The following is a 22,223-nucleotide window of genomic DNA, read 5'->3' on the forward strand; positions in this document are numbered from 1 at the left end:
CGCGCTGTCCCGGCTGGATGCCGCGGAGGTCGCCGGGACGTGGAGTGGCCGACGCTGATCTTCTTCGCCGGGCTGTTCGTGATGGTCGGCGCGCTGGTCGACGGGGACCGTACGCGTACGCGCGCGCCGCGTTCGGCAACGGAATCGGCTTCACCAGCGCCTGGTCGTACTGGATCACGGCATGGGCCGGGAACGCCACCATCGCCACCGGCTGGGTGTTCTACGTCGAGGAGTTCGTCAACACCGGCCACATCCCGGACTGGTCCATCGTGATCGCCCTGCTCGGGTTGTGGATCTCGGCGGCGGTCAACCTCAGCAGCGTGCGGAACATGGGCTTCGTGCAGCTGTGGACGTCGGTCATCAAGTTCATCCCGCTGGCGCTGATGTCGACGGTGGGCCTGCTCGCGGTCAGCTCGGGCAACCTCCACCCGTGAAACGTCAGCGGGCAGAGCACCGGACGGGCGATCGGCAGCGCGATGGCGCTGTGCCTGTTCAGCTACCTGGGCGTGGAGACGTCGGCGGTCGCGGCGGCCAAGGTACGCGACCCGGAACGCAACGTTCCCAGGGCCACGGTGCTGGGCACCCTGGCGGCCGCGGTGGTCTACATGCTGTCGATGATCGCGGTGTTCGGCACGGTGCCGACCGCCGACCTGGCCAAGGACGAGAACAAGGCGTCCTACTCGGTGGCCGCGGACGCGATGGTGGGCGGCGGCGGGTGGGCCGAAACCCTGGTCGCCCTGGCGGTCGTCATCTCCGGCATCGGCGCCCTGAACGGCTGGACGATGATCTGCGCCGAGATGCCGCTGGCGGCGGCGCACGACGGCCTTTCCCCTCGGCGTTCGGCCGGCTGTCCCGGCACGAGGTCCCGGCCTTCGGCATCCTTGCCTCGACCGTGCTGGGCAGCATGGCCATGGCCGTGAGCTTCATGGGGACCAGCGGGGCCGCGGTGTTCAAACACACTGGTGCTGATGACCGGCATCACCGCCGCGATCGCGTACGGCTTCTCGGCCCTCGCGCAGATCAAGTGGCTGGTCTTCTCCATCCTGTTCATCTGGTACTCGCGCAACACCGGTCACGAGACCTGGGTCGAGGTGTGGGGGCCATTCCTGCTGGCCGGTGCGGCACTGATCCTCGGTATCCCGGTCTACCTGTCCATGCGGGCGAAGCTGACCCGGCCGTCGCCGGTCCCGCCGTACTCCATCACCCAACGATCTTGATCAGCGTGGCCGGGTAGAGACGGATCCGCCGTCGCCCGGCCCCGGACAGACAGCGGCCGCGGCGCCTCCTCCGTTCGGGCTTCACCCTTGGCGGATGAATCGTGTGTGGACCCAGGGGTGAGAATCTGGGCAGGTCAGGCACTCGTGCCCCGGGCGGTGTCCACTGTGTCATCGCCGCGTGGATCCCTGACGTCATCGCGTGATCCTTCGAGTGCCGGCGACGCCCTTGGGGCGGGTCGCACATCGCATGTGGAGGGCCAGTGATACACATTCTTACCGGGATGCCCGCCGGGGTCGTAAGCGTCGAGGCGGCCGGCAAGCTCACCTCCGCGGACTACAGCGAGGTGCTCGCGCCGGCCTTGGCTGCCGCCACCAGGGACGGCGGGCGGATCCGGATCGTGCTGTGCTTCACCGGTGAATTCGCCGGTATGGCAGCGGGGCGGTCTGGCAGGACGTCGAGACCGGCCGGCGGAACTGGAGCGCGTGGCAACGGATCGCGCTCGTGACAGATCATGCCTGGATGCGCGACGGGCTGCGGATGTTCGCTGGGGCCGTGCCCGCAGAGGTCAGGGCGTTCCGAGCCGGAGACCGGGCGGAAGCCATCGAGTGGGCCGCGGCAACCAGGGAGAAATCATGAACGTGGCGGTGGTCGGGTCGGGCAATGGCGGCATGGCTGTCGCCTTCGACTGGGCCCGGCACGGCCACCGAGTCACCCTGTACTCCGACCCGGAACACCCGGACAACATCGAAGCTGTACGGGCCAAGGGCGGCATCACCAGCCGGGGAGTGCTGGAGGGCTTCGCCCCGATCGCGTACAGCGGGTCGGATGTCGCGGCCGCGATGGAGGGCGCCGAGGTGGTTCTGGCGGTCGCGCCCGCCTTCGCCACCGAGGAGTTCGGGCATGCCCTGGCGCCACATCTGCGCGCCAGGATGATCGTCGTGATCTGTCCCGGCTCGTGCGGCGGCGCGCTCGCCTTCAAACGCGCTGCCGGGCTGGCGGTGCACGACGACGCCGTCATCGTCGGCGAGACCAGCACCCTGCCATACGCATCCCGCTCCGACGGTGCGGGCAACGTGCACGTGTTCCACAAGTTCGACAGAGGTCTGTTCGCCGCGGCCGTCCCCCGATCCGGCAGCGGGCGGTTGCTGGAATGCCTCCGGCAGGTCTATCCCTCGGCCACCGAGGCGGCGACGGTTTTTCAAACCTCCCTGCAGAACGGGAACCCGGTCATCCATCCCGCGGTGACCCTGATGAACGCCGCACTGCTCGAACGAACCGGTGGCGACTTCCACTTCTACGAGGAGGGCGTCACACGCAGCGTGGGCCGGGTGATGGCAGCAGTGGACAACGAGCGGCTGGCGATCGCCGCGGCGATAGGCGTGAAGCTTCTCGCCGAACCGGAGATCGGTGTCATGCAGGGTTACATGACCGAGAACAACTACTCCACGGGATACTCCAGCGCCCCCGGCTTCCGCGGGATCAAGGCACCGGCGACGGTCGACTCCCGATACCTGACCGAAGACGTCGGTTACAGCCTCGTATTCTTCACCGACCTCGCCCGCCGACTGGGAGTGCCCACGCCCACGATGGACGCGATCATCGCCATGACGTCCGTCGTACTCGCCCGCGATCTGCGCGCGGACGGAGCCCGGACGATGAAGTCGCTGGGACTCGACCAACTGAACACGGTTCAACTACTCAGCCTCTGACGGTGAATGGAGATCGAGCGCGGCCGCTGACGCAGGCGCATGACCATCACGATGAGCAAGTCAGCTCACGCGACGCGATCACCGTGTGCTTATACCTACGCGCTGTCTCCGTAAACCATTCTTGGTGGTATGTCACCAAGATTGGGGCCCAGTTGACCTGGCTTCGCCTGTTAGGCCCGCTCATTACTCGTGGATGAGGCAGGCTCGGTCTGGCGAATGATTTCATCACGCTCAGCCGAAGCGGGTGATCGATGTCCTGGGCCCTCATTTTCCGGATCCGCCAGTACCTCAAAGGCAGCCTGTGGGTCCTGCCGGCGCTGGGCGGAGTGGCCGGCGTGGTGCTGGCAGGGCTCGACGAGCGGCTGGAACACGGCATTCACCTCCCCGAGGCCTGGCAGTACTCGGCCGATACCGCGTCCAGCGTGCTCACCTCGATCGTGGCCGCGGCGATCGGGCTCCTCGGCTTCGTCGTCACGATCAGCGTCCTGGTCGTGCAGATGGCGACCGGAACCCTCTCGCCCCGGTTCATGCGCCTGTGGTACCGCGACCGGATGCAGAAGATCGTGCTCGCGGCGCTCACCGCCACCTTCGCGTTCGCGTTCGGGCTGCTGCGTCGCATCCAGCAGGACTCCGTTCCCAGCCTCGGGGTCACCGTGGCCGGCGTCGCCGTTGGCGGCAGCGTGCTGCTGCTGCTGGTCTACCTCGAGCACTTCGCGCACGGGCTGCGCCCGGTCGCGGTCGCGGCGAAGGTTGCGGCTGCTGGCCGCGCAGTGGTTCTGGCGATCGCGGAAGAGCTGCCCGGGACCGCTGCCGGCCCGTCGCCGACGACGGGAAAACCGCTGTTGACCGTACGATCCCGCCGATCGGGCGTGATCCAGGCAGTCCACCACCGCGAGCTGGTCCGCACGGCCGTCCGGCATGACTGCGTGCTCGCCCTCACCCACGCCGTGGGCGACTTCGTGCCGCCCGGGGCGACAGTGGTCGAGGTCTACGGGCCGCGCCGGGCCCCGGGCCGGCGGCGGCTGGCCGCGATGGTGGCTCTCGGCCAGGAACGGACCATCGACCAAGACCCCGCCTTCGCGCTGCGCATCCTGGTCGACATCGCGATCCGCGGCCTGTCGCCGGCGGTCAACGACCCGACCACGGCCACCCAGGTGCTCGACTACGTGGAAGACCTGATGCAGGCGCTGGGCCAGGCCGACATCCCGTCCCCCCGGCAGATACGGGATCGGGACGGCCGGGTCCGCGTCGTACTCCCGTCCCCGGCGTGGGAGGATTACCTGAGCCTCGCGGTCACCGAGACCCGCCAGTACGGGGCGACCTCGCCCCAGGTCTGCCGGCGACTTCGCGCGATGCTGGCCGAGCTGCACGACATCGTACGACCGGACCGGCAGTCGGCGGTGACCGCAGAACTCACCGCCCTGGACGCCATCGTGCAGCGAAGCTTCACCGATGCGGCCGAGCGGGCCTTCGCCGCCGGCGCCGACCGGCAAGGGATCGGCGGCTCGACGCTTCCCGGCCCCGCGCCGCCCGCCTGACCTCTCCGTCCGGCCGAGAGCAAACGACGACGAACCGGTCGCTCAGTGCCTGTCGGGGCCGCGACGTTGAGCGGGCACGCCCGGGCGCGGCACACGGGGCAAGCCCCGGCCGAGGAACTTCGATGGCCTAAGGCTCGATGTCAGTCTTCTTGGGGACCGCGGTGCCCCGCCGCTTGGCGAAGGCGCGGTTGACCGCCCACAGGATCAGCCCCCCGAGCAGCAGAAGGAGGGCGATGAGGTAAGTCTCCGCGGCCCGGTTGATCGGCAGCAGGAAGATCGCCCCGACGGCCGCGCCCAGGATCGGCAGGAATGTCGGAGCGACGAAGTGCGGGTGCGCGACACGGTCGCGGCGCAGCACCAGTACGGTGATGTTGACGAGCAGGAACACGGCGGTCAGCAACAGCACGGTGGTGTCGGACAGGTTGCCGAGTTCGTCGGTGGCGAGGATCAGCAGGATGGACAGGCCTGTGGTGACGGCGATCGAGAACCATGGTGTCTTGCGGGGTGAGACGCGGGCGAACGCTCGGGGCAGCACGCCCTGGTTGGCCATGCCATACAGCAGCCGCGACGCCATCAGCATGTTGATCAGCATGGTGTTGGACACGGCGATCATCGCCACCGCCGAGAAGATCGTGTCAGCGTGGAGCCCCGGCCAGCCGATCTTCACGACCTCCAGCAGCGGCCCGCTCGATTTGATGAGCACGTCCAGCGGCACGGTCATCGCGGCGGTGAAGGCGACCAGCAGGTAGATGACGCCGGCGGCGAGCAGGCCGGTGAACAGCGCCGGTGGGAAGTTGCGGTGGGGCTCGCGGACCTCTTCGGCCATGTTGACCGAGTCCTCGAAACCGATGAAGGAGTAGAAGGCGGTGGCGGCCCCCGCGAGGATGCCGGTGAGCGCGGCGAATCCGGTGCCATGGAAGGTGAAGGCCTGTGCGGGGTCGCCGTCCCCGGAGAGCAGCACTTTTGCCCCGACCAGGATGATGAACAGTAGGCCCGCGAGCTCGATGACGGTAAGCACAATGTTGATCTTGATGGAGCCGCCGACGCCGCGGTAGTTGATGGCCGCGACCAGCAGGATGCAGAGGATGGCGATCAGCCGGGTCGGCGGGTGCTCGGTGCCGAACAGGCCCGTCCAGTAGTCACCGCCGACGCGGGTCGCCGCGAACGAGGCCGAGGTGAGCCCCGAGGCCGCCACGGCCACGGTGACCAGGAAGGTGACCAATTCGATGTGGTACGCCCGGTGCACGTACAGCGCGGCGCCCGCCGCCCGTGGGTACTTCGTCACCAGCTCCAGGTAGGCGTACGCGGTGACCAGGGCCAGCAGGAACGAAACCAGGAACGACGCCCAGATCGCGCCGCCGACGTCGGCGGCGACCTCGCCGACCAGAGAGTAGATGCCGGCGCCGAGGACGTCGCCGAGGATGAAGAAGGTCAGCATCGGCCGGGTGATGACCCGGTTGAGGTGGGTCGCGTCGAAGGCGTCGGCACCGGCGGCCTGACCCGCCCCGGTGGCCGCCGGGAGGCCCGGTCCGGGCGGCGACTCGTCCGTCATTCGTCCCACCTCGTCAGCGCAAGCCACTCTGGTAGATGAGAAAAGCCGGACATGCACGCCCCTGCCCGGCTGTCGTCGGTCCGGTCCACTCGCAGATCAACGGCTGTCCTGGTGCGAACATTGCCCCACCGCGGAAGCGATGGTCCTGTCTGCATTCTGGATCTATCCAATCACGACCAGATCCTCCAGTGAACGCTGAATCGGTCATGTTCATGGATGGACAATCCCTATCGCTTCCGGCAGAAGATCGGCCTCGGGGAGCGGCGGTTTCCGGGCGCCGGTGGTCGCCGGCTCTGGGCGGGGCTGAGCCGGCGCCGTGTCCGGCCGGCGGGACGAATCGGCGCTGTGCGGCACGGCCACCTGGGGTGGTCCGCTGAGCGCGCTCTCCCCTAGCTGGACGATCACCGCGACAGCAGTCCGATCAGGACGGTGGCCGCTGATCGCGTCCAGCATGGTCTGTGTTTCTGAGCGGCATGGCCGCTGCGCCACCGTTCAGGCGGAAACCTTCTCCCGGCTCGCGTCTTTGGCATCCTGTTCGATCTCGGCGGTGTCCGCCTTCAGTTGCTTGGCCGAGATCTTCTCCGCCCGCAGCAGCGCGGCTTCGACGCCGGCCCGCATGTCGGCCACCGCGACCACGACCAGCCCGGCCTGGCCCGCATCGAGCTGCTCGCCCAGTTCCTTGAGGTCGTGCCGGCTCATCCCGGCCGCGGCGTGACCGGCCACGGTGCCGAGCACCGCTCCGCTCGCTGTCGCCGCCGCCAACATGCCACCGCCGACCGCCGCGAACGGGAACAACGCCACCACCAGGCCGGTAGCGAGCCCGAAACCGCCGCCCAGCACGCCGCCGACCCGGGTCGGAGTCTCGTGCCTCTTGGTGATCTTCACCTTGCCGTCCGGGCGCCGCTGCACCACCGCGGCGTCGTAGGCATCGATCAGACCGGCCTTGGTGTGCAACTCCTTCACCGCGTCGTAGTCGGCCTCGGCGGCGGCCACATCGGGATACACCGCCGCGAAGGCAATGAACGTGTCGATAGCCATCTCTTCCGTCCTTACCCCGGGTAGTAGTCGAACTACCTGGCGTACGCCACTGCACCGCAGTGATCGTATGCACGTCGCCCGGCCCTCCGCAGAGCATCAGCCTGATCTGCCGATCGGGTCAGGCGCGACCCCCGCTTCTTGACGAAAACGCGGGACGGCGTACGGCGCCGCCGGGAAGGATTGATCTGCTCAGAACCAATCATCGACCGGGCAAGGGATCTGTCCATGGGCACATTCCGGCAGGGGCAACGTCCAGGAAGGGGCCGAACGTCATGAAGGCTGCGGTCGTCACGGAGTTCAAGGCGCCGCTTCAGATCCAGGAACTGGCCAAGCCCGAACCGGGCGTCAACGAGATCCTCGTTCGGCTCGAGGCGAGCGGCATCTGCCATACCGACATTCACGCCGCACACGGCGACTGGCCGGTAAAGCCGACACTTCCGTTCATTCCCGGCCACGAGGGTATCGGTGTCATCGAGGCCACGGGACCTGGCGATACTTGGCGTCACGTCGGCGAGCGCGTCGCGCTGCCCTGGCTCGGCCGTGCCTGCGGACACTGCGACTACTGCATCAGTGGCTGGGAGACCCTCTGCGAACAGCAGGCCAACACCGGCTATTCGATCAACGGCGGCTACGCGGAGTACGCGCTGGCCGACGGCCGATACGCGGTGCCGGTCCCCGACGGTGTCACCGCGTTCGACGCCGCCCCGCTGACCTGCGCCGGGGTCACCACTTACAAGGCCATCAAGGTGGCCCGCGTACGCCCGGCGGAGCGAGTGGCGATCTTCGGCATCGGCGGCCTGGGACACCTCGCACTGCAATACGTCCGGATCGTCGGCGGCATCGTGATCGGTGTCGACGTGGAGCAGCCGAAGCTGGATCTGGCCAGGGAGCTGGGTGCGGACCACGTGGTGAACGCGAAAACGTCGGATCCGGTGGAGGAGATCAAGAAGCTCGGTGGCGCCGACGTCGCGGTCGCGCTGGCCGCCGCCCCGCAGTCGTTCCAGCAGGCGTACCACAGCCTTCGCCGGGGCGGCCGGCTGGTCTGCGTGGCACTGCCCGCCGACGGCACGATGACACTGCCCATCTTCGAGACCGTCCTGTTCGGCATCTCGGTGATCGGCTCGATCGTCGGCACCCGGCAGGATCTCGCCGAGGTGTTCCAGCTGCACAAGGCAGGCCGCACGCGAGTGGTCGCCGCCGGGTGCAAACTCGACGACATCAACTCCTGCTTCGACGATGTGCTGGCCGGGAAGGTACCGGCCCGGCTGGTCCTGGAGTTTTGACCCGGATCGCGCGAGGAGCGAGACGGACCTCGGATGGTCGAGACTTCTCCCGGACAGCCGGGCGCCGCCGAGGAGGACGTCCAGCAGGTGCAGCGGTTCCTGCTCGACCTCGGCAGCGTGCTCACGGCCTCCGGTGAGGCCGTCAACCTCGTCGAGGACCGTCGGCTGGCCTACCTGGTCGAACGCCTCCCCCCCCCGGACCCCGGCACTGGTCTCCTTCATGCCCGCCTTCTGGCTGCTCGTACCGGGAGCACTGAGCGTCATCGGAGTCACCAAATACCTGGGCCGCGGCGACCCCGCCGGCGCCCACGAGGTCATCTCCGCCGTCGGCTCGATGATCGCGATCGCCCTCGGAGTGCTCTGCGGCTACCCGCTCCACCACACCGGCCCGCGGCCTCGCACACCGCCGGTTCGGGTAAGCCCGAAACCGTGCAAGACCACGCGGTCGCTTCCTATCGCGGTTCGGTGAACGGCTGCAGGCCGGTCCTGACGTCTTGCGCTCGGTGCGCGCTGCCGTCGGGGTTGATGACTTGATAGGCCACGCCGTGCTCGGTGGCCAGGTGGTGACCCTCGACGAGCGCCCTGATGGCGCCGGAGTCCAGGTAGCTGACCCGCTCGAGGTCCACGACGAGCTCGGCGACACGCTCGACGGTGACGGCGTAGCGGATCATCGTGGCCAGCACGTCACAGCTGTCTATGTCGACGTCACCGGAAACGGCGAGCCGGACGACCCCGTCGTTGACGACGGTGCGCTTGATCGCGATCGGGCGCATGCAGTGCTCACATCCTCCGGGATTCGCAGCCTCGCCAGTAGGCCCGAGTCTGCCCGTGGCAGATGATCCGAGCCGAGATCGCGCGTACTGAGCCGGCCGTGCACCGGGCCCGGGCGCCGCAGGCACGCGCCGTGCCGGGCAACGCTGCAACGAACCCTCCACAACGCGACAACCGCGTTGCCCGGCGATAGCTGACCGGCTGCATACTCGCAATTATCCTCCGGTTACGCGGGATCATGATTCGATCAGCGCAACACTCACCTCGACCTTCGCCGTGGTGGCGGCCGCGGTGGCGCCGGCGTTGCAGGAGCACGCCGGCTTCGGAGGTGGGCATTCATGGCCGGGGGGATATCACGGCCGTCGAGCCAGCAGCCGATCACGTGGGCGAGCTCGCCCGGGTGGCTGAAGTTCATCGCGTGCGCCGCGCCGTCGATCACGGCGACCTTCAGATGCGGCGGTGCCAGCCGGCCGAGTTCCCGCACCCGCCACGGCGGCGGCATCAGCGGGTCGCGGCCGCCGATCACGGCGAGCGTGGGCACCGGCGTGCGCAGCAGACGTTCGAGTGACGGGAACCGCATGAGTTCGCCGAACAGGTGCGGGGCGTTCAGCGGGCCGAAGTGGAGATAGTCGGGCAGCATGACGGGTATCAGGTGGCGGCCCTCGCGGCGCACGTCGCGGGCAAGTTGCACGAGGGCGCGGCCGAGCGGCTGGTTGTGCATTCCGCCCGCGGGCGAGGCGAGCACGATTCCGGCCACTCGTTCGGGTGCGTTGTGCGCCACCTCCAGGGATATCGGGCCGCCCATGGAGTTGCCGATCAGGAATACCCGTTCGAGATCGAGCGTGTCGAGAATTTCCAGCAGTATCCAGGCCAGCGACGAGATGCCGAGCGCATGTCCCCAGGCCGCGCTTCGGCCATAGCCCGGTAAGTCGGGGACTATCGCCGTGGCGCGATGGGCCAGTTTCCTGGCGGTCGGCAGCAGGTACCGTCCGGATACGGCGAAGCCGTGCACGTGCACGAGTGGAATCGCATCGGACACCTCGGGACCCATGCGGACGAACACCGGACGCCCGTGGACCTTGATCCGGAGCTCACGCCAGCTCGCTTCAGCCACTTCGCGATTGTCTGCGGCCGTCGCAGGCCCGGCCTCATTCGCCGGGAAGGATCCGATGGTCGGCCCGGCACGACCCGCTGGAGTCGTCATCGACAACGCGGAGAGCGGTAGCAGGCACCGATCACCGACTGACGGTTCCCAGCCGGCCAGACCCTACGCGAGCAACTGCCGAACGCCCCTGCGCCCGTCTGCTGGGGGATGGTGCCGTCTCGTGGCCCGATATCTACCATTTTCGGCGGATGACGCGGCACCGGCCGGGCCGTCGGTGGCGTCGGCGCTTGTCAGTCGGTCCACATCCAATCGCGGATCTCGGGCTGGTCCTCGAAGTGCTCGCGGGCGTACGAGGCGGCTTCGGAGATGCGCGCCTCGCACTCGGCGATCAGCGCGGGCGGGCGGTCGGCCAGCCGCGGGGTGCGGCGGATCGCCTCGGCGGCCAGGTGGAAGCGGCTCATCTCGTTCATCGCGACCATCTGGAAGGGGGTGGTCGTGGTGCCCTGCTCGTTTGAAGCCGCGCACGTGGATGCGGTCGACGTCGGGCTGCCCGTGCACGATCTCGTGGATCGCCCGCTGGTAGCCGTGGAACGCGAACACGATCGGCCGGTCCGCGGTGAACAGGTCGGTGAACTCCCGCTCGGTGGTGCCGTGCGGGTGTGCCGGGCCGGGAACAGCCGCATGAGATCCACCACGTTGACCACCCGTACTCGAAGGTCGGGCACGTGCCGGCGCAGGTACCGCGCTCGACACGATCGCCGCTGTTTCTCGGGGCTCGCTGTCGTCAGTGCGGCTTGAGGGTGACCTGCAGGACGATGACGATCAACCCGGCCAAGCCACCGGCCAGCGAACCGAGGACCAGCTTGACCCCTCGCAGCCCGGCGCGGTGGCAGGCGACGGCCGACAAGAGGATCAAGATGATCATCCCGGTAATTTCGACGACGACCCATTCACGTTCGACCTTGATCGATGCCGCTCGACCGATGACCAGGATCACCAGCGGGGGTACGGCGACAAGCAGCACGGGCAACTGCCGGCGGGCGATGGCCGCCCACTCCGCGCGGGTGAGCGGGTGCTGACGGGCAGCATGCTCGTGCAGCGCCTCCGAGAAGAAGTGGGCCAGGCACACCGCCAGGACCGGGGCAATGACCACGACCGCGGCGGCCGGGAACGACAGCTCCGCCCACCCGTCATAGGCGGCCAGAACGGCCATGACGACAACCGTCGCGTAGACCAATCGCTCGAGATGCAAGGCCACACCGCCGACGCGGACCGAATGCGGGTCACGGCTCGTCACGATCCTCAGAGTCGCACCTGACACCCGGACATCACCGGTGTTCGGGGCATAAAGATGGCAACGTCCATGCCGCCGCCCGGACCGCAGGCACAGAACCCGATCTTGAGGGACAGCCGTTGCGTCAACTGGACCGCCTGTCGGCGTCCTGGTCAACGTCCCAGCCGCGTACGGATGAACGTGCCCTACATCGTGGATCTTAGCGATTCCGTTGGATGGGACAGGCCGTCGAGGCGCGTGCAGCCATCCCGCTACTTCCCCGGTCTTGCTGATCGGAATGGGGTAGACCTACGGTGTGAGCGCCTCAGCGGCCGCGTCGCCCTCGGCCTGGGCGCCGCTGCGCATCGCGGCCTACCGCAGCCTGTGGCTGGCGCTGCTGGTCGCGAACATCGGCACCTGGATGCAGACGGTCGGGGCGCAATGGCTGCTGGTCGCGCAGTCCGGCAGCGACACGCTGGTCGCCCTCGTGCAGACGGCCAGCACGCTGCCGATCGTGCTCTTCGCGCTGCCCTCGGGCGCGCTGGCCGACACCCTCGACCGGCGGCAGATGCTCATCGCCGTGCAATGCTTCCTGGCCGGGGTCGGCGCGGTGCTCACCGTGCTGACCCTGGCCGGGCGCATGCCGGCGGCCCTGCTGCTGACGTTGACCTTCGTGCTGGGCGCCGGGCAGGCGCTGACCACCCCGGCCTGGCAGGCCCTGATCCCCGACCTGGTGCCGCGCTCGCAGCTCGCCAACTCATCGGCGCTGGGCGCTGTCGGCCTGAATCTCGCCCGGGCCGTCGGCCCCGCGGTGGCCGGCGTGCTCATCGCGCAGAGCGGGGTAGGCGTGGTGTTCGGCCTGAACACGCTGGCCTTCGTCCTTTTCGCGGTGGTGCTGTGGCGCTGGCGCCCCCCGGCCGCCGACTACGCCGACGCGCCCGAGCGCTTCGCCGCCGCGGTCCGGGCCGGCGAACGCTACGTGCGGCACTCGCCGGTGGTCCGCCGCATCCTGCTGCGCGCGGGGCTGTTCCTGGTGCCCGGCAGCGCCCTTTGGGCGCTGCTCCCGCTGGTCGCGGGCCATCGTCTCGGCCTGGGGCCGGGCGGCTACGGCCTCCTGCTGGCAGCGGTCGGCGTCGGCGCGGTGGCCGGTGCGCTGCTGCTGCCGCGGCTGCGCGCCAGCTGGTCGGTGAACCGGCTGCTGATGATCGCTTGCGTCGTGTTCACCCTGATTTTCGCCGTCCTCGCGCTGGTCCGCTCCGAGGTTGCCGCCGTGGTAGCGCTGGTGCCCGCCGGTGTGGCGTGGATTCTGATCTTCTCCAACGTCAACGCCGCCTTGCAGCTGTTCCTGCCCTATTGGGTCCGGGCCCGCGGGCTGGCCATCTACCAGATGGTCTGCGCCGGGGCACAGGCCGCGGGCGCCCTCGCCTGGGGTGCGCTCTCCGACGCCGTCGGCCTGGAGGTCACCTACCTGGCGGCCGCCGTGGTGATGGCCGCCGGCGTGCTGACCCTGCGCCGGTGGCCGATGCCGGACACGGCCGGGATGAACCGCGAGCCGGCCGTGTACTGGCCTGAGCCGCACCTCCTGCTCGTGCCCTCGGACGACGACGGCCCGATCCTGGTCACGGTCTCATACCATGTCGCCACGGCGAACGAAGAGGCATTCGTCGCGGCGATGGAGGCGGTCCGGCTCGGCCGATTGGAGACCGGGGCGGTGCGCTGGGGCCTGTTTCGCGACGGCGAGGAACCAAGCCGGTTCGTCGAGGCTTACCTGGTACCCAGGTGGGAGGAGCACCTGCGTCAACACACCGGCCGGCTGACCGGCGTGGACCGTGAGGCGGAGGAGTACGCCGAGTCCCTCACCGACGGCCCCGGCCAGGCCACCCACCTGTTCTCCGCCCGCTGACCCGCCCTGAACCGGCCACATGCTCACATGCCCGGCCGAGGAAGACCTTCGTCGTGCTGCCCTCATGACCTGCATCCCGGCCATCGCCGCCGCGGGCAGCTAACTCCCCTGCAGCGGCAACGCGGTGCTCACGCCCGCCCTCGGGGCGCTGGAGTCTCATCCGCGCAGTTCAGACAGCATGAGTTTATTCGTACAGGCGGCCGATCAGGATAACGTGCCACACGGGCCGCGCAAAGCTTCTTGTCGAGGAGGGAGCGGTGATACGAGTACTGGATGAGATGCCGGACGGGGTTCTGGGCGTGGAGGCGGTCGGCAAGCTCAGGGCCGAGGACTACACCGAGGTCCTTGCTCCCGCCCTGGCTGCCGCGATCGAGGGCGGCGGGAAGATCCGCATAGTGCTGCTCTTCGCGGGCGCGTTCGAGGGCATGGAACCCGGAGCGGTCTGGCAGGACCTGAAGATGGGGATCCGGGACTGGAGCGCGTGGGAACGGATCGCGCTGGTGACCGACCATGCGTGGATGAGGGACGGGCTGCGGATGTTCGCCTGGGCCGTCCCGGGCGAAGTCAAGGCGTTCGGCTCAAGCGAAAGGGACGACGCCATCGCGTGGGCCGCGGCGACGCTGGAATAGCCGGACGCGACCGGCCGATCGGCGGATAGCACCTCAGCGTGATCGCACGCCGCCTGCTTGGGTGCCGAAGCTGTCCGTCTTGACCGGCCGCATCGGCGCTCAACACGCAACTGCTGGTCGGACGGGCCTGATCCCGTCCGCCGGTTGACTGCAGATCGCCGCGGCAGGCATGAGTGAATCTCTGAAACTTCGCGCCAACGCGGTCATGCCGCGTCGTATTCGCCGCCGAACTTCCACCGCCGGTCGAGGCGGTGCCGGCCGAAGGGGCGGCGGCTGCCCTTGCCTGCCGGGAGCAGCTTGATGTCTGCAACCAGGGGGACGAGGAACTCGCTCATCGCATCGGTGTGGACGTGTTGCAGCGAGCCGAGGCGCTGGCCGTACTGCCGCAGCGCGAGCAGGACGTGCTGATCGCTCCGTTCGTCGAGGAGGTGTTCGATCACCGGCCGGTCGACTCGTCGCTGGCTGTGAAGGCGCAGCTCACTCTCGTCGTGCGTAACAGTCTGCTGGAGCAGGCTCACCATGACGGTCCGCTGCGTGAGGGCATCGTCGCGATCACCGAGTACGCGGCCGGTCCGCTGTCGCATTTTCTTCCCGCCCGTCGCCGCCAGGCGGTCGGCTATCTCGGCCCGAGTCCGTTCGCCGGGCTGGCTGTGCGGTATCCGCGCGCTTGGGCGTGCCTGGACGCGTTGACGGATACGTTCTCGGGTGGCAGCCGCGGCGCGCTGCGGTTGCCGGCCGCGCCATTGCCTGAGCTGCCCGGTGGTGCCGAGGTTGTGGCTGCGGCAGCGGGCGCAGATCGCAGGATCCGTCGTTGGTCTCGGTCTGATCGTCGGCCTGCTGTCGGTGCTGCGCCGCCGCGCCACGACCAGCGCACGCGATGTCAGCCGGGCCCGGTGGCTGTGGCGACACTGCTGGTACTGCCAGCGATGCGGCCTCGTCTCGCTGCTGACTCCAGCCGTCGCGCCGCAACTCCTGCTCGCCCACCGGCTGTCGAGCGAACTGCTCGTTCTGGCCGGCCGCCTGCCATGGCGGCCCACCGCGCACGGCAGACGTGCCCACCTACCGAACGAGACCCAGTCTGGTACGGCCGGGTGATCGACCTACGGCACTCGCTGTCGTAGAGCAGCGAGGCCTGTCTTTCGTCGCGCGGGACTTGTCTCGTTTGACAGGGCGGCTCGCGCGGACGTTGCCATCCGCTCGGGATGATGTGTCTTGTCGCAGGTCAGCAATGGTGAATAGGGCCGCCTCTGCGGGGGTGGTGGCACTGGCTTGCAGCGTAGCCATCGGCTGCACGTTGAGCGGGAGTCGCGGATGTCCATTCAGGAAGAGCAGGGCCGAAGGGCTTACCTGTCGATCCGTCAGGCGGCGTTCATCGGTGTGGGTGCGATGGTCGGCGCCGGGATTTTCTCGTTGCTCGGTGCGGCCGGCGAGGTGGCCGGTTCCGCGGTGTGGGTGTCGTTCGTGATCGCGGGCGCGGTCGCGCTGTTGCAGGGATACTCATTCGCCCGGCTGGGCGCTCGTTACCCGACGGCCGGCGGTCTGCTGGAGTACGTGGCGAAGGGTTTCGGGGACGGGCACCTGACCGGGATCACCGCCTGGCTGACGTATGTCGCCAATGCGATCGTGACCGCGATGGTGGCGGTGTCGTTCGGAGATTACGCGAGTGCGGTCTTCACCGGCGAGAACGCGGGATGGGCCAAGGTCTTCGCCGTGCTGATCATTGTGGTGATGACTGCGGTGAACGTGGTCGGTTCGACGCTGGTCGCGCGGGCGCAGACGGTGATCGTGTATGTCGTGCTGGGCATTCTGGTGGTGTTCTCGATCGTGACTCTGGTGAACGCCGACCCGTCGTTGCTGGCGCCGTCCGGTTATCCGCCGTTGCGGGACATCGTCTCGAGCGTGGCGCTGACCTTCTTCGCGTTCCTGGGCTTCGGAATCATCACGTTCACCGCGAAGGATCTCGAGCGTCCCTCGCGTCAGTTGCCGCGGGCGATGTTCCTGGCGCTGGGTATCGCCACGACCATCTACGTCGCGATCGCGCTGGGTGTGTTCGGCACGCTGGCCGTGCACGAGGTGATCGAGTCCGGGGCGACCGCGATCGCGGTGGCGGCAGAGCCGTCGCTGGGGCACGCGGGTTACACGTTGATGGCCATCACGGCGTTGTTCGCCACCGCCGGTGCTACCAATGCCGGGCTGTATCCGGCGGCCGGGCTGTCTGAACGGCTGGTGGCCACGGGGCAGTTCCCGCCGGTGATGGGGCGTCGGCTGGGCGGCGGGCGGCTGCCGGTCGGTCTTTTCCTGGAGGCCGGCGCGTGTCTGGTCTTGGTGATTCTGTTCCGGCTGACCGCGATCGCCTCGATCGGCTCCGCCGTCGCGCTGATGATCTTCATTCTGGTCAGTGCGGCGCATTTCCGCGTCCGCAGCGAGACCGGAGCCAACACGGCGATGCTGGTCCTCGCGATCGCCGCGGCCGGGGTGGTGCTGCTGACATTCGTGCTCACCGACCTGATCCACGAGCCGGCCTCGGTGGTGACGTTGCTGGCCGTCGTCGGGCTCAGCGCCTGCATCGACCTCGGGTGGAAACGGCGATCAGCAAGGGCCGATTGACCGGCGCAAATTCATCCCCGAGAGATGAGGGACGGCCCCGGTCGCCCGGCGACATTGAAGACGTGCTGGGCAGCCAGGTATGCCCGGGCCCTGGGATCGGATGACGAGGTGATCGGCATGGCGTTCGGCGTGCATTCCGAGGTCGGCAAGCTGCGCAAGGTCATGGTGCATCGGCCGGGACGAGAACATACCCGGCTCACCCCGTCGAACGCGGAGGAGCTGCTCTTCGACGACGTGCTGTGGGTCGAGCGGGCGGAAGCGGAGCACGACGCGTTCTGCGCGGCGATGCGCGAGCGTGGCGTCGAGGTACTCGAGGCCGAGCGGCTGTTCGCCGAGGCACTCGCGGAGCCGGCCGCCCGGGACTGGGTCGGCCAGCACATCCTGGGCGAGCGTGAAGTCGGGATCGGCGCGTCGCAGCGGGCCCGGGACTGGGTCGGCGAGGCGGAACCCGCGCTGGTCGCGGACTTCCTGATCGGCGGGATCACCAAGACCGACGTGGCCCGGGACCTCGGGCTGGTGTGGGAGTCGGCCTCGCCGACCACGATGCTTCTGCCGCCGCTGCCCAACTTCCTGTTCCAGCGCGACCCGTCGTGCTGGATCTACGACGGCGTCACGATCAACCCGATGACCAAGCCGGCCCGCAAGCCGGAGACGATGATCGTCGAGACGATCTACCGCTTCCACCCGATGTTCACTGCGGAGAAGTTCCCGATCTGGCTCGGCGGCGCGGAGGAGGACTGGGGCCGCGCCCACGTCGAGGGCGGCGACGTGCAGCCGATAGGCAACGGCGCTGTCATGATCGGAATGGGTGAGCGGACCACTCCGCAGGCCGTGCTGTGGATCGCCCGATCCCTGTTCCGCGCCGGATCGGCGCGCATCGTGCTGGCGGTGCTTCTGCCGAAGTCGCGCAGCTACATGCATCTCGACACGGTGATCACCATGTGCGACCGCGACCTGGTCACCGCGTTCCCGCAGGTCGTCTCCGGCGCCCGGATCTGGACCGTCCGCCCCGGCGAGGATGCCGACGACCTGGTCGTCGAGGAGGCGCACGGATCATTGCCGCAGCTGATGGGCTCGGTCCTCGGGGTGCCGCAGATGCGGGTGGTCGAGACCGGCGGCGACGGCTTCGGCGCGGAGCGGGAACAGTGGGATGACGGCAACAACGTGGTCGCACTCGAACCCGGGGTGGTGGTCGCCTACGAGCGCAACACCGCCACGAACGCCGCACTGCGCACGGCAGGCATCGAGGTGATCACGATCGAGGGCTTCGAGCTGGGCCGCGGCCGGGGTGGTTCGCACTGCATGACCTGCCCGCTGCAGCGCGACGCAGCATTCTAGGCGCACCTGCTCCGACCCCCGGGGAGCCGAGATGACGATCGTCGAACCCAGCCCGTCCGTCCCGCAGCGGGTGTCCTGGTACACGTTGCCCGCGGATGCGGCCGCTCAGCGACTTGGTGTCGACGCGGCGCAGGGCCTGGACGAGAACGAGGTCACCCGGCGGCTCGGCGAGTACGGCCCTAACGAGCTGCCGACGGAGCCGCCGCCCAATCGGTGGACGGTCGCCCGCGGGCAGATCACCAACCCGATGAACGTCATGCTGCTGATCGTCGGTGTCGCCAGCCTGGTCATCGGGCAGATCGCCACCGCGGCCGTGGTGCTGGCGCTGGTCACGTTCAATGTGGTGATGGGCTCCAACCAGGAGCTCAAGGCGCGCGCCAGCGTCGACGCCCTCGCCCAGCTCCAGGTTCCGCAAGCCCGGGCGCGGCGGGCCGGGCGGGTCGAGCAGATCCCGTCGACGGGTCTCGTGCCGGGCGACATCGTGCTCCTGGAAGCCGGCGACGTCGTGCCGGCCGACGGCCGGATCCTCACCTGCGCCACGCTGGAAGTGCAGGAAGCCGCGCTCACCGGGGAAAGCGCCCCGGTGAGCAAGGACCGCAGGGAACTGCCCGACGGCGAAACCGCCCTCGGCGACCGCACCAACCTCGTCTTCCAGAACACTCAGATCACCCGGGGCACAGCGACCTACGTGGTCACCGCGACCGGTCAGGCCACCGAGATGGGCCAGATCGCCGGCATGGTGACCGGCACCGAGCGCACCCGGTCGCCGCTGCAACGCGAACTGGACGGCATGACCAAGGTGTTCGGCCTGATCGCGTGGCTGGCCGTCGCGGTGATCGCGGTGGCCGGCATCATCCGCGGCCAGGAGATCGCCACCCTGCTGCTGCTCTGCGTCTCCACCGCGATCTCGGCCATCCCCACCGGCCTGCCCACGTTCGTGCAGGCCATGCTCTCCTCCGGAGCGCGACACCTGGCCGAGGCCAAGGCGGTGGTCCGGTCGCTGACCGACGTCGAGACCCTCGGCGGGACGACGGTCATCAACAGCGACAAGACCGGCACGCTCACCATGAACGCGATGACCGCCACGACGATGCTCGCCGGCGGCGACTGGTTCCGTATCGAAGGCTCCGGCTACCGCAAGTCCGGCGCGATCCTCGGCTCGGCGGGCGAGGAATCACCGGACTTCCGCCGGCTGGCGCTGGGCCTCACGCTCTGCACCGACGCCACGGTCGGCGAGGACGGCACCGTGATCGGTGATCCCACCGAAGCGGCCTTCGTCGTGCTCGCGGCGAAGATGGGTGTCGACGCCGAACAGACGCGCCAGGCTTTGCCCCGCCGCGCCGAAGTCCCGTTCGACTCCGAGTACAAGTACATGGCCACCCTGCACGATCGGCCCGGCCGATTGACCGGCGGCATCTTGACCCAACCGCACTTCATGACCGTGAAGGGCGCCCCCGACGTCGTGCTGGACCACTGCAGCCTGGCGCTGTGGCATGGCGAGCTGGTGCCGGTGGAGAACGTCCGTAGCGAACTGCTGGACGCCAACCGGCAGCTCTCCGAGCAGGGGCTGCGCGTGCTCGCCTTCGCCGTGCGCGACCTCGACGACGCCGCGATGTCCGCCGCGGCCGTGGACCCGCAGTCCGCGGTCGGCGACCTCGTGATGGTGGCCTTGGTCGGGATCATGGACCCGCTGCGCACCGAGGCGAAGGACGCCGTCCGCGCCGCACTCGCCGCCGGCATCGATGTCCGCATGATCACCGGCGACCACACCGTGACCGCCCGCGCCATCGCCGACGAACTGGGCCTCGGCCCCGGCGTCATCACCGGCACCGAACTTGGCCGGCTCACCGACCAGCAACTCCTCGACCAGCTGCCCGAGCTGCATGTGTTCGGCCGGGTAGCGCCGGAAGATAAACTCCGCCTCGCCCGGCTCATGCAGGAGTCCGGCGAGGTCGTGGCGATGACCGGCGACGCGGTAAACGACGCGGCGGCCCTTAAACAGGCCGACGTCGGCGTCGCCATGGGCAGCGGCTCGGAGGTCTCCAAACAGGCCGCCAAGATCGTCCTGAGCGACGACAACTTCGCTACCCTGGTCCGCGCGGTCGACCTCGGCCGGGACATCTACCGGCGGATATCGTCATACATCAAGTTGCAGCTCAGCATCCTGTCATCGGTGCTGCAACTGATGGTGCTCGCCACCATCTTCAACATCAATCAGGGCGTGGCCCTGTTTCCGCTACAGCTGCTGTTCGCCAAGTTCTTTGTCGTCATCACCGTGGTGATCGGCTTCATCGTCGATGTGCCGGACCCCGGCGTCATGCAACGGCCACCGCGCGCACCCGGCACCAAGATCGTCAACCCGCCGCAGGTCATCCGCTGGATCGTCACCGGATTCATCGTGGCCGCCTGCGCCCTGGGAGTGCTGGTCTGGGGACCCGGAGACGCCAGCACCACCGATCCTTCGGCCGCCATGACCATGGCGTTCGCCGTCGTCTCGCTCAGCGCCGTCAACATCGGCCTGGTCATGCGACGCGAACGCGAGGTGCCCTGGGCCGCGCCGCTGTTCCCCTACTTCGGCTGGATCATCCTCGGCTGGGCGCTCACCTGGGCCGCGGTGGAGCTGGGCATGCTGCAGCGGCTGCTCGACACCACCTCGCTCAGCGGACAGCAATGGCTGGTCGTACTCGGCCTGTCGCTCATCGCGCCCACCGCGGTCGCCATCGACAAACTCATCCAGCTACGCGCCGCCCGTCGGCCCGAAACGCCGCAAACCCCCGTGCGGCCCTGACCCACCACACGAGCCAGGAGCAAGCCATGGTCGCTGTTTCCGAGAAAGGAACCGAGTCCGGTCGCACGATGGGCCTGCCCCAGGCCACCGCCCTGATCCTGGGCAGCATCATCGGCGTCGGCATCTTCAACCTGCCCTACTCGCTCGCCGGGATCGGCCCGATCAGCATCGTGGCCATGGTGCTGACCACGATCGGTGCCCTGGCACTCGCGATCATGTTCGCCTCGCTGTCCCGGCGGCTGCCGGCCGACGGCGGCCCGTACGCGTACGCCCGCGCGGCGTTCGGCAACGCCACCGGCTTCACCAACGCCTGGTCGTACTGGATCACCGCCTGGGCCGGCAACGCGGCGATCGTCACCGGCTGGGTCTTCTACGTCGAGTACTTCATCAACAAGGACGGCGTGACCGGCTGGTCGATCGTGATCGCACTGGTCGGCCTCTGGATCCCGGCCCTGGTCAACCTGGTCGGCACCAAGAGCATGGCCGCCGTCCAGCTGTGGACCTCGATCATCAAGTTCATCCCGCTGGCGATCATGTCGACCGTCGGGCTGTTCTTCATCAGCACCGGCAACTTCACTCCGTGGAACGTCAGCGGCCAGAGCACCATCGGCGCGATCGGCAGCGCCATGGCCATCTGCCTGTTCAGCTACCTCGGCGTGGAGACCGCCGCGGTCGCCGCCGACAAAGTGCGAAACCCCGACCGCAACGTGCCGAAGGCGACGGTGTTCGGCACGCTCGCCAGCGCGGTGGTCTACCTGCTCTCGATGGTGGCCATCTTCGGCATCGTGCCGACCACCCAACTGGCACTGGACGAGAACAAGGCGTCCTACTCGGTGGCCGCTAACGCGATGGCCGGCAGCGGCCACTGGGCCGGCGACCTGGTGGCCGCAGCCGTGATCATCTCCGGGTTCGGCGCGCTCAACGGCTGGACGATGATCTGCGCCGAGATGCCGCTCGCCGCCGCCAACGACGGGCTTTTCCCGCAGTCGTTCGGCAAGATCTCCTCAAGAGGCGTGCCGGCCGTCGGCATCATCGCCTCGACCGTGCTGGCCAGCGTCGCCATGGTGGTCAGCTTTCTGGGCACCAGCGGCGCCACGGTTTTCAACACGCTCGTGCTGATGACCGGGATCACCGCGGCCATCCCGTACGCCTTCTCGGCTCTCGCGCAGCTGAAGTGGCGCCTGCAGGACCGGCGCGAATTGCACACGCCGCGGTTCGCCCGCGACGCCGGCGTGGCGATCGTCGCTCTGATCTTCTCGATCCTGTTCGTCTGGTACTCGCGCAACACCGGCCAGGACCACTGGTACGTGGTCTGGGGCCCGTTCCTCATGGCCGGGGGAGCACTGCTGATCGGCGTCCCGGTCTACCTGTCCATGCGCAGCCGGATGGCCGCGCCGCCGCCGGTACCGCCCTACCGCTGAAAACGTCGCCGCATAGGAGGCAATCCGCCATGTCGTTCAACCTGCGCAAT

Annotated in this window: 19 protein-coding genes and 2 pseudogenes; 13 read left to right on the forward strand and 8 right to left on the reverse strand. The window is 68.6% G+C overall.

All coding sequences use genetic code 11. The annotated features are described in order from the left end of the window. Positions 1 to 17 precede the first annotated feature (17 nt). The 5 genes and pseudogenes from ODJ79_RS45145 to ODJ79_RS45160 all read left to right on the forward strand — a co-directional run bounded on the left by ODJ79_RS45145 (position 18) and on the right by ODJ79_RS45160 (position 4,465). A pseudogene (locus ODJ79_RS45145) lies at positions 18 to 920 on the forward strand (APC family permease). Between the two features lie 48 nt (positions 921 to 968). Further along, positions 969 to 1,217, forward strand: a complete 249-nt coding sequence (locus ODJ79_RS45150) for a hypothetical protein (RefSeq protein WP_263029919.1) — start codon at positions 969 to 971, stop codon at positions 1,215 to 1,217. A gap of 418 nt (positions 1,218 to 1,635) precedes the next feature. Further along, entirely contained in the window at positions 1,636 to 1,854 is a 219-nt protein-coding gene (locus ODJ79_RS47395; RefSeq protein WP_411267448.1) for an STAS/SEC14 domain-containing protein, read from the forward strand. Beyond that, positions 1,851 to 2,927 carry an NAD/NADP-dependent octopine/nopaline dehydrogenase family protein gene (locus ODJ79_RS45155; protein WP_263029920.1) on the forward strand — a complete coding sequence of 359 codons (1,077 nt, stop codon included), beginning with the start codon at positions 1,851 to 1,853 and terminating at the stop codon, positions 2,925 to 2,927. The genes ODJ79_RS47395 and ODJ79_RS45155 overlap by 4 nt, the downstream gene beginning before the upstream one ends. A 251-nt stretch (positions 2,928 to 3,178) precedes the next feature. Beyond that, on the forward strand, positions 3,179 to 4,465 hold the full coding sequence (locus tag ODJ79_RS45160) for a DUF2254 domain-containing protein (protein ID WP_263029921.1): 1,287 nt from the start codon (positions 3,179 to 3,181) through the stop codon (positions 4,463 to 4,465). A 127-nt stretch (positions 4,466 to 4,592) separates the two neighbouring features. On the opposite strand, the gene ODJ79_RS45165 is transcribed toward ODJ79_RS45160, so the two are convergent. Continuing rightward, the gene (locus tag ODJ79_RS45165) at positions 4,593 to 6,017 is read right to left on the reverse strand and encodes an APC family permease (RefSeq protein ID WP_263029922.1); all 1,425 of its coding nucleotides are present in this window, start codon (positions 6,015 to 6,017) and stop codon (positions 4,593 to 4,595) included. A gap of 492 nt (positions 6,018 to 6,509) precedes the next feature. Next, positions 6,510 to 7,055 carry a hypothetical protein gene (locus ODJ79_RS45170; protein WP_263029923.1) on the reverse strand — a complete coding sequence of 182 codons (546 nt, stop codon included), beginning with the start codon at positions 7,053 to 7,055 and terminating at the stop codon, positions 6,510 to 6,512. A gap of 272 nt (positions 7,056 to 7,327) precedes the next feature. Here ODJ79_RS45170 and ODJ79_RS45175 point away from each other — a divergent pair, with 272 nt between their 5' ends. Then, a complete protein-coding gene (locus tag ODJ79_RS45175; RefSeq protein ID WP_263029924.1) occupies positions 7,328 to 8,338 on the forward strand; it encodes a zinc-dependent alcohol dehydrogenase in 1,011 nt (336 codons plus the stop codon). A 452-nt stretch (positions 8,339 to 8,790) separates the two neighbouring features. On the opposite strand, the gene ODJ79_RS45180 is transcribed toward ODJ79_RS45175, so the two are convergent. The 5 genes and pseudogenes from ODJ79_RS45180 to ODJ79_RS45195 form a co-directional block, all read right to left on the reverse strand. Continuing rightward, positions 8,791 to 9,111, reverse strand: a complete 321-nt coding sequence (locus ODJ79_RS45180) for an STAS domain-containing protein (protein ID WP_263029925.1) — start codon at positions 9,109 to 9,111, stop codon at positions 8,791 to 8,793. Between the two features lie 257 nt (positions 9,112 to 9,368). After that, entirely contained in the window at positions 9,369 to 10,223 is an 855-nt protein-coding gene (locus tag ODJ79_RS45185; protein ID WP_263029926.1) for an alpha/beta fold hydrolase, read from the reverse strand. Positions 10,224 to 10,504: 281 nt separating this feature from the next. Then, on the reverse strand, positions 10,505 to 10,693 hold the full coding sequence (locus ODJ79_RS47400; protein WP_411267446.1) for a hypothetical protein: 189 nt from the start codon (positions 10,691 to 10,693) through the stop codon (positions 10,505 to 10,507). 19 nt (positions 10,694 to 10,712) lie between these two features. Further along, positions 10,713 to 11,107 (reverse strand): annotated as a pseudogene (locus ODJ79_RS45190) (hypothetical protein); the annotation flags it as partial. Beyond that, positions 10,999 to 11,427, reverse strand: coding sequence for a hypothetical protein (locus ODJ79_RS45195; RefSeq protein ID WP_411267447.1), 429 nt, complete (start codon positions 11,425 to 11,427; stop codon positions 10,999 to 11,001). The gene ODJ79_RS45195 and the pseudogene ODJ79_RS45190, both read right to left, overlap by 109 nt. Before the next feature lie 376 nt (positions 11,428 to 11,803). Between ODJ79_RS45195 and ODJ79_RS45200 the strand changes: the two genes are divergently transcribed. Next, complete coding sequence (locus ODJ79_RS45200; protein WP_263029928.1) at positions 11,804 to 13,390, forward strand: MFS transporter; 1,587 nt, start codon at positions 11,804 to 11,806, stop codon at positions 13,388 to 13,390. Positions 13,391 to 13,647: 257 nt separating this feature from the next. Continuing rightward, positions 13,648 to 14,019 (forward strand): STAS/SEC14 domain-containing protein, encoded by a 372-nt coding sequence (locus tag ODJ79_RS45205; RefSeq protein ID WP_263029929.1) that lies wholly within the window; start codon positions 13,648 to 13,650, stop codon positions 14,017 to 14,019. Between the two features lie 203 nt (positions 14,020 to 14,222). Here the strand turns inward: ODJ79_RS45205 and ODJ79_RS45210 are convergent, their stop codons facing one another. Further along, positions 14,223 to 14,603 (reverse strand): hypothetical protein, encoded by a 381-nt coding sequence (locus ODJ79_RS45210; protein ID WP_263029930.1) that lies wholly within the window; start codon positions 14,601 to 14,603, stop codon positions 14,223 to 14,225. Positions 14,604 to 14,781: 178 nt separating this feature from the next. Between ODJ79_RS45210 and ODJ79_RS45215 the strand changes: the two genes are divergently transcribed. The 5 genes from ODJ79_RS45215 to ODJ79_RS45235 all read left to right on the forward strand — a co-directional run bounded on the left by ODJ79_RS45215 (position 14,782) and on the right by ODJ79_RS45235 (position 22,173). Continuing rightward, entirely contained in the window at positions 14,782 to 15,114 is a 333-nt protein-coding gene (locus tag ODJ79_RS45215) for a hypothetical protein (protein ID WP_263029931.1), read from the forward strand. Positions 15,115 to 15,330: 216 nt separating this feature from the next. Beyond that, positions 15,331 to 16,626, forward strand: coding sequence for an APC family permease (locus ODJ79_RS45220; RefSeq protein WP_263029932.1), 1,296 nt, complete (start codon positions 15,331 to 15,333; stop codon positions 16,624 to 16,626). Positions 16,627 to 16,743: 117 nt separating this feature from the next. Further along, positions 16,744 to 17,964 carry an arginine deiminase gene (locus ODJ79_RS45225; protein WP_263029933.1) on the forward strand — a complete coding sequence of 407 codons (1,221 nt, stop codon included), beginning with the start codon at positions 16,744 to 16,746 and terminating at the stop codon, positions 17,962 to 17,964. Positions 17,965 to 17,995: 31 nt separating this feature from the next. Continuing rightward, a complete protein-coding gene (locus tag ODJ79_RS45230; RefSeq protein ID WP_263029934.1) occupies positions 17,996 to 20,752 on the forward strand; it encodes a cation-translocating P-type ATPase in 2,757 nt (918 codons plus the stop codon). A 26-nt stretch (positions 20,753 to 20,778) separates the two neighbouring features. Then, on the forward strand, positions 20,779 to 22,173 hold the full coding sequence (locus tag ODJ79_RS45235) for an amino acid permease (RefSeq protein ID WP_263029935.1): 1,395 nt from the start codon (positions 20,779 to 20,781) through the stop codon (positions 22,171 to 22,173). Positions 22,174 to 22,223: the final 50 nt, after the last annotated feature.

The organism is Actinoplanes sp. KI2 (genome assembly GCF_025630775.1).
Taxonomy (GTDB): Bacteria; Actinomycetota; Actinomycetes; order Mycobacteriales; family Micromonosporaceae; genus Actinoplanes.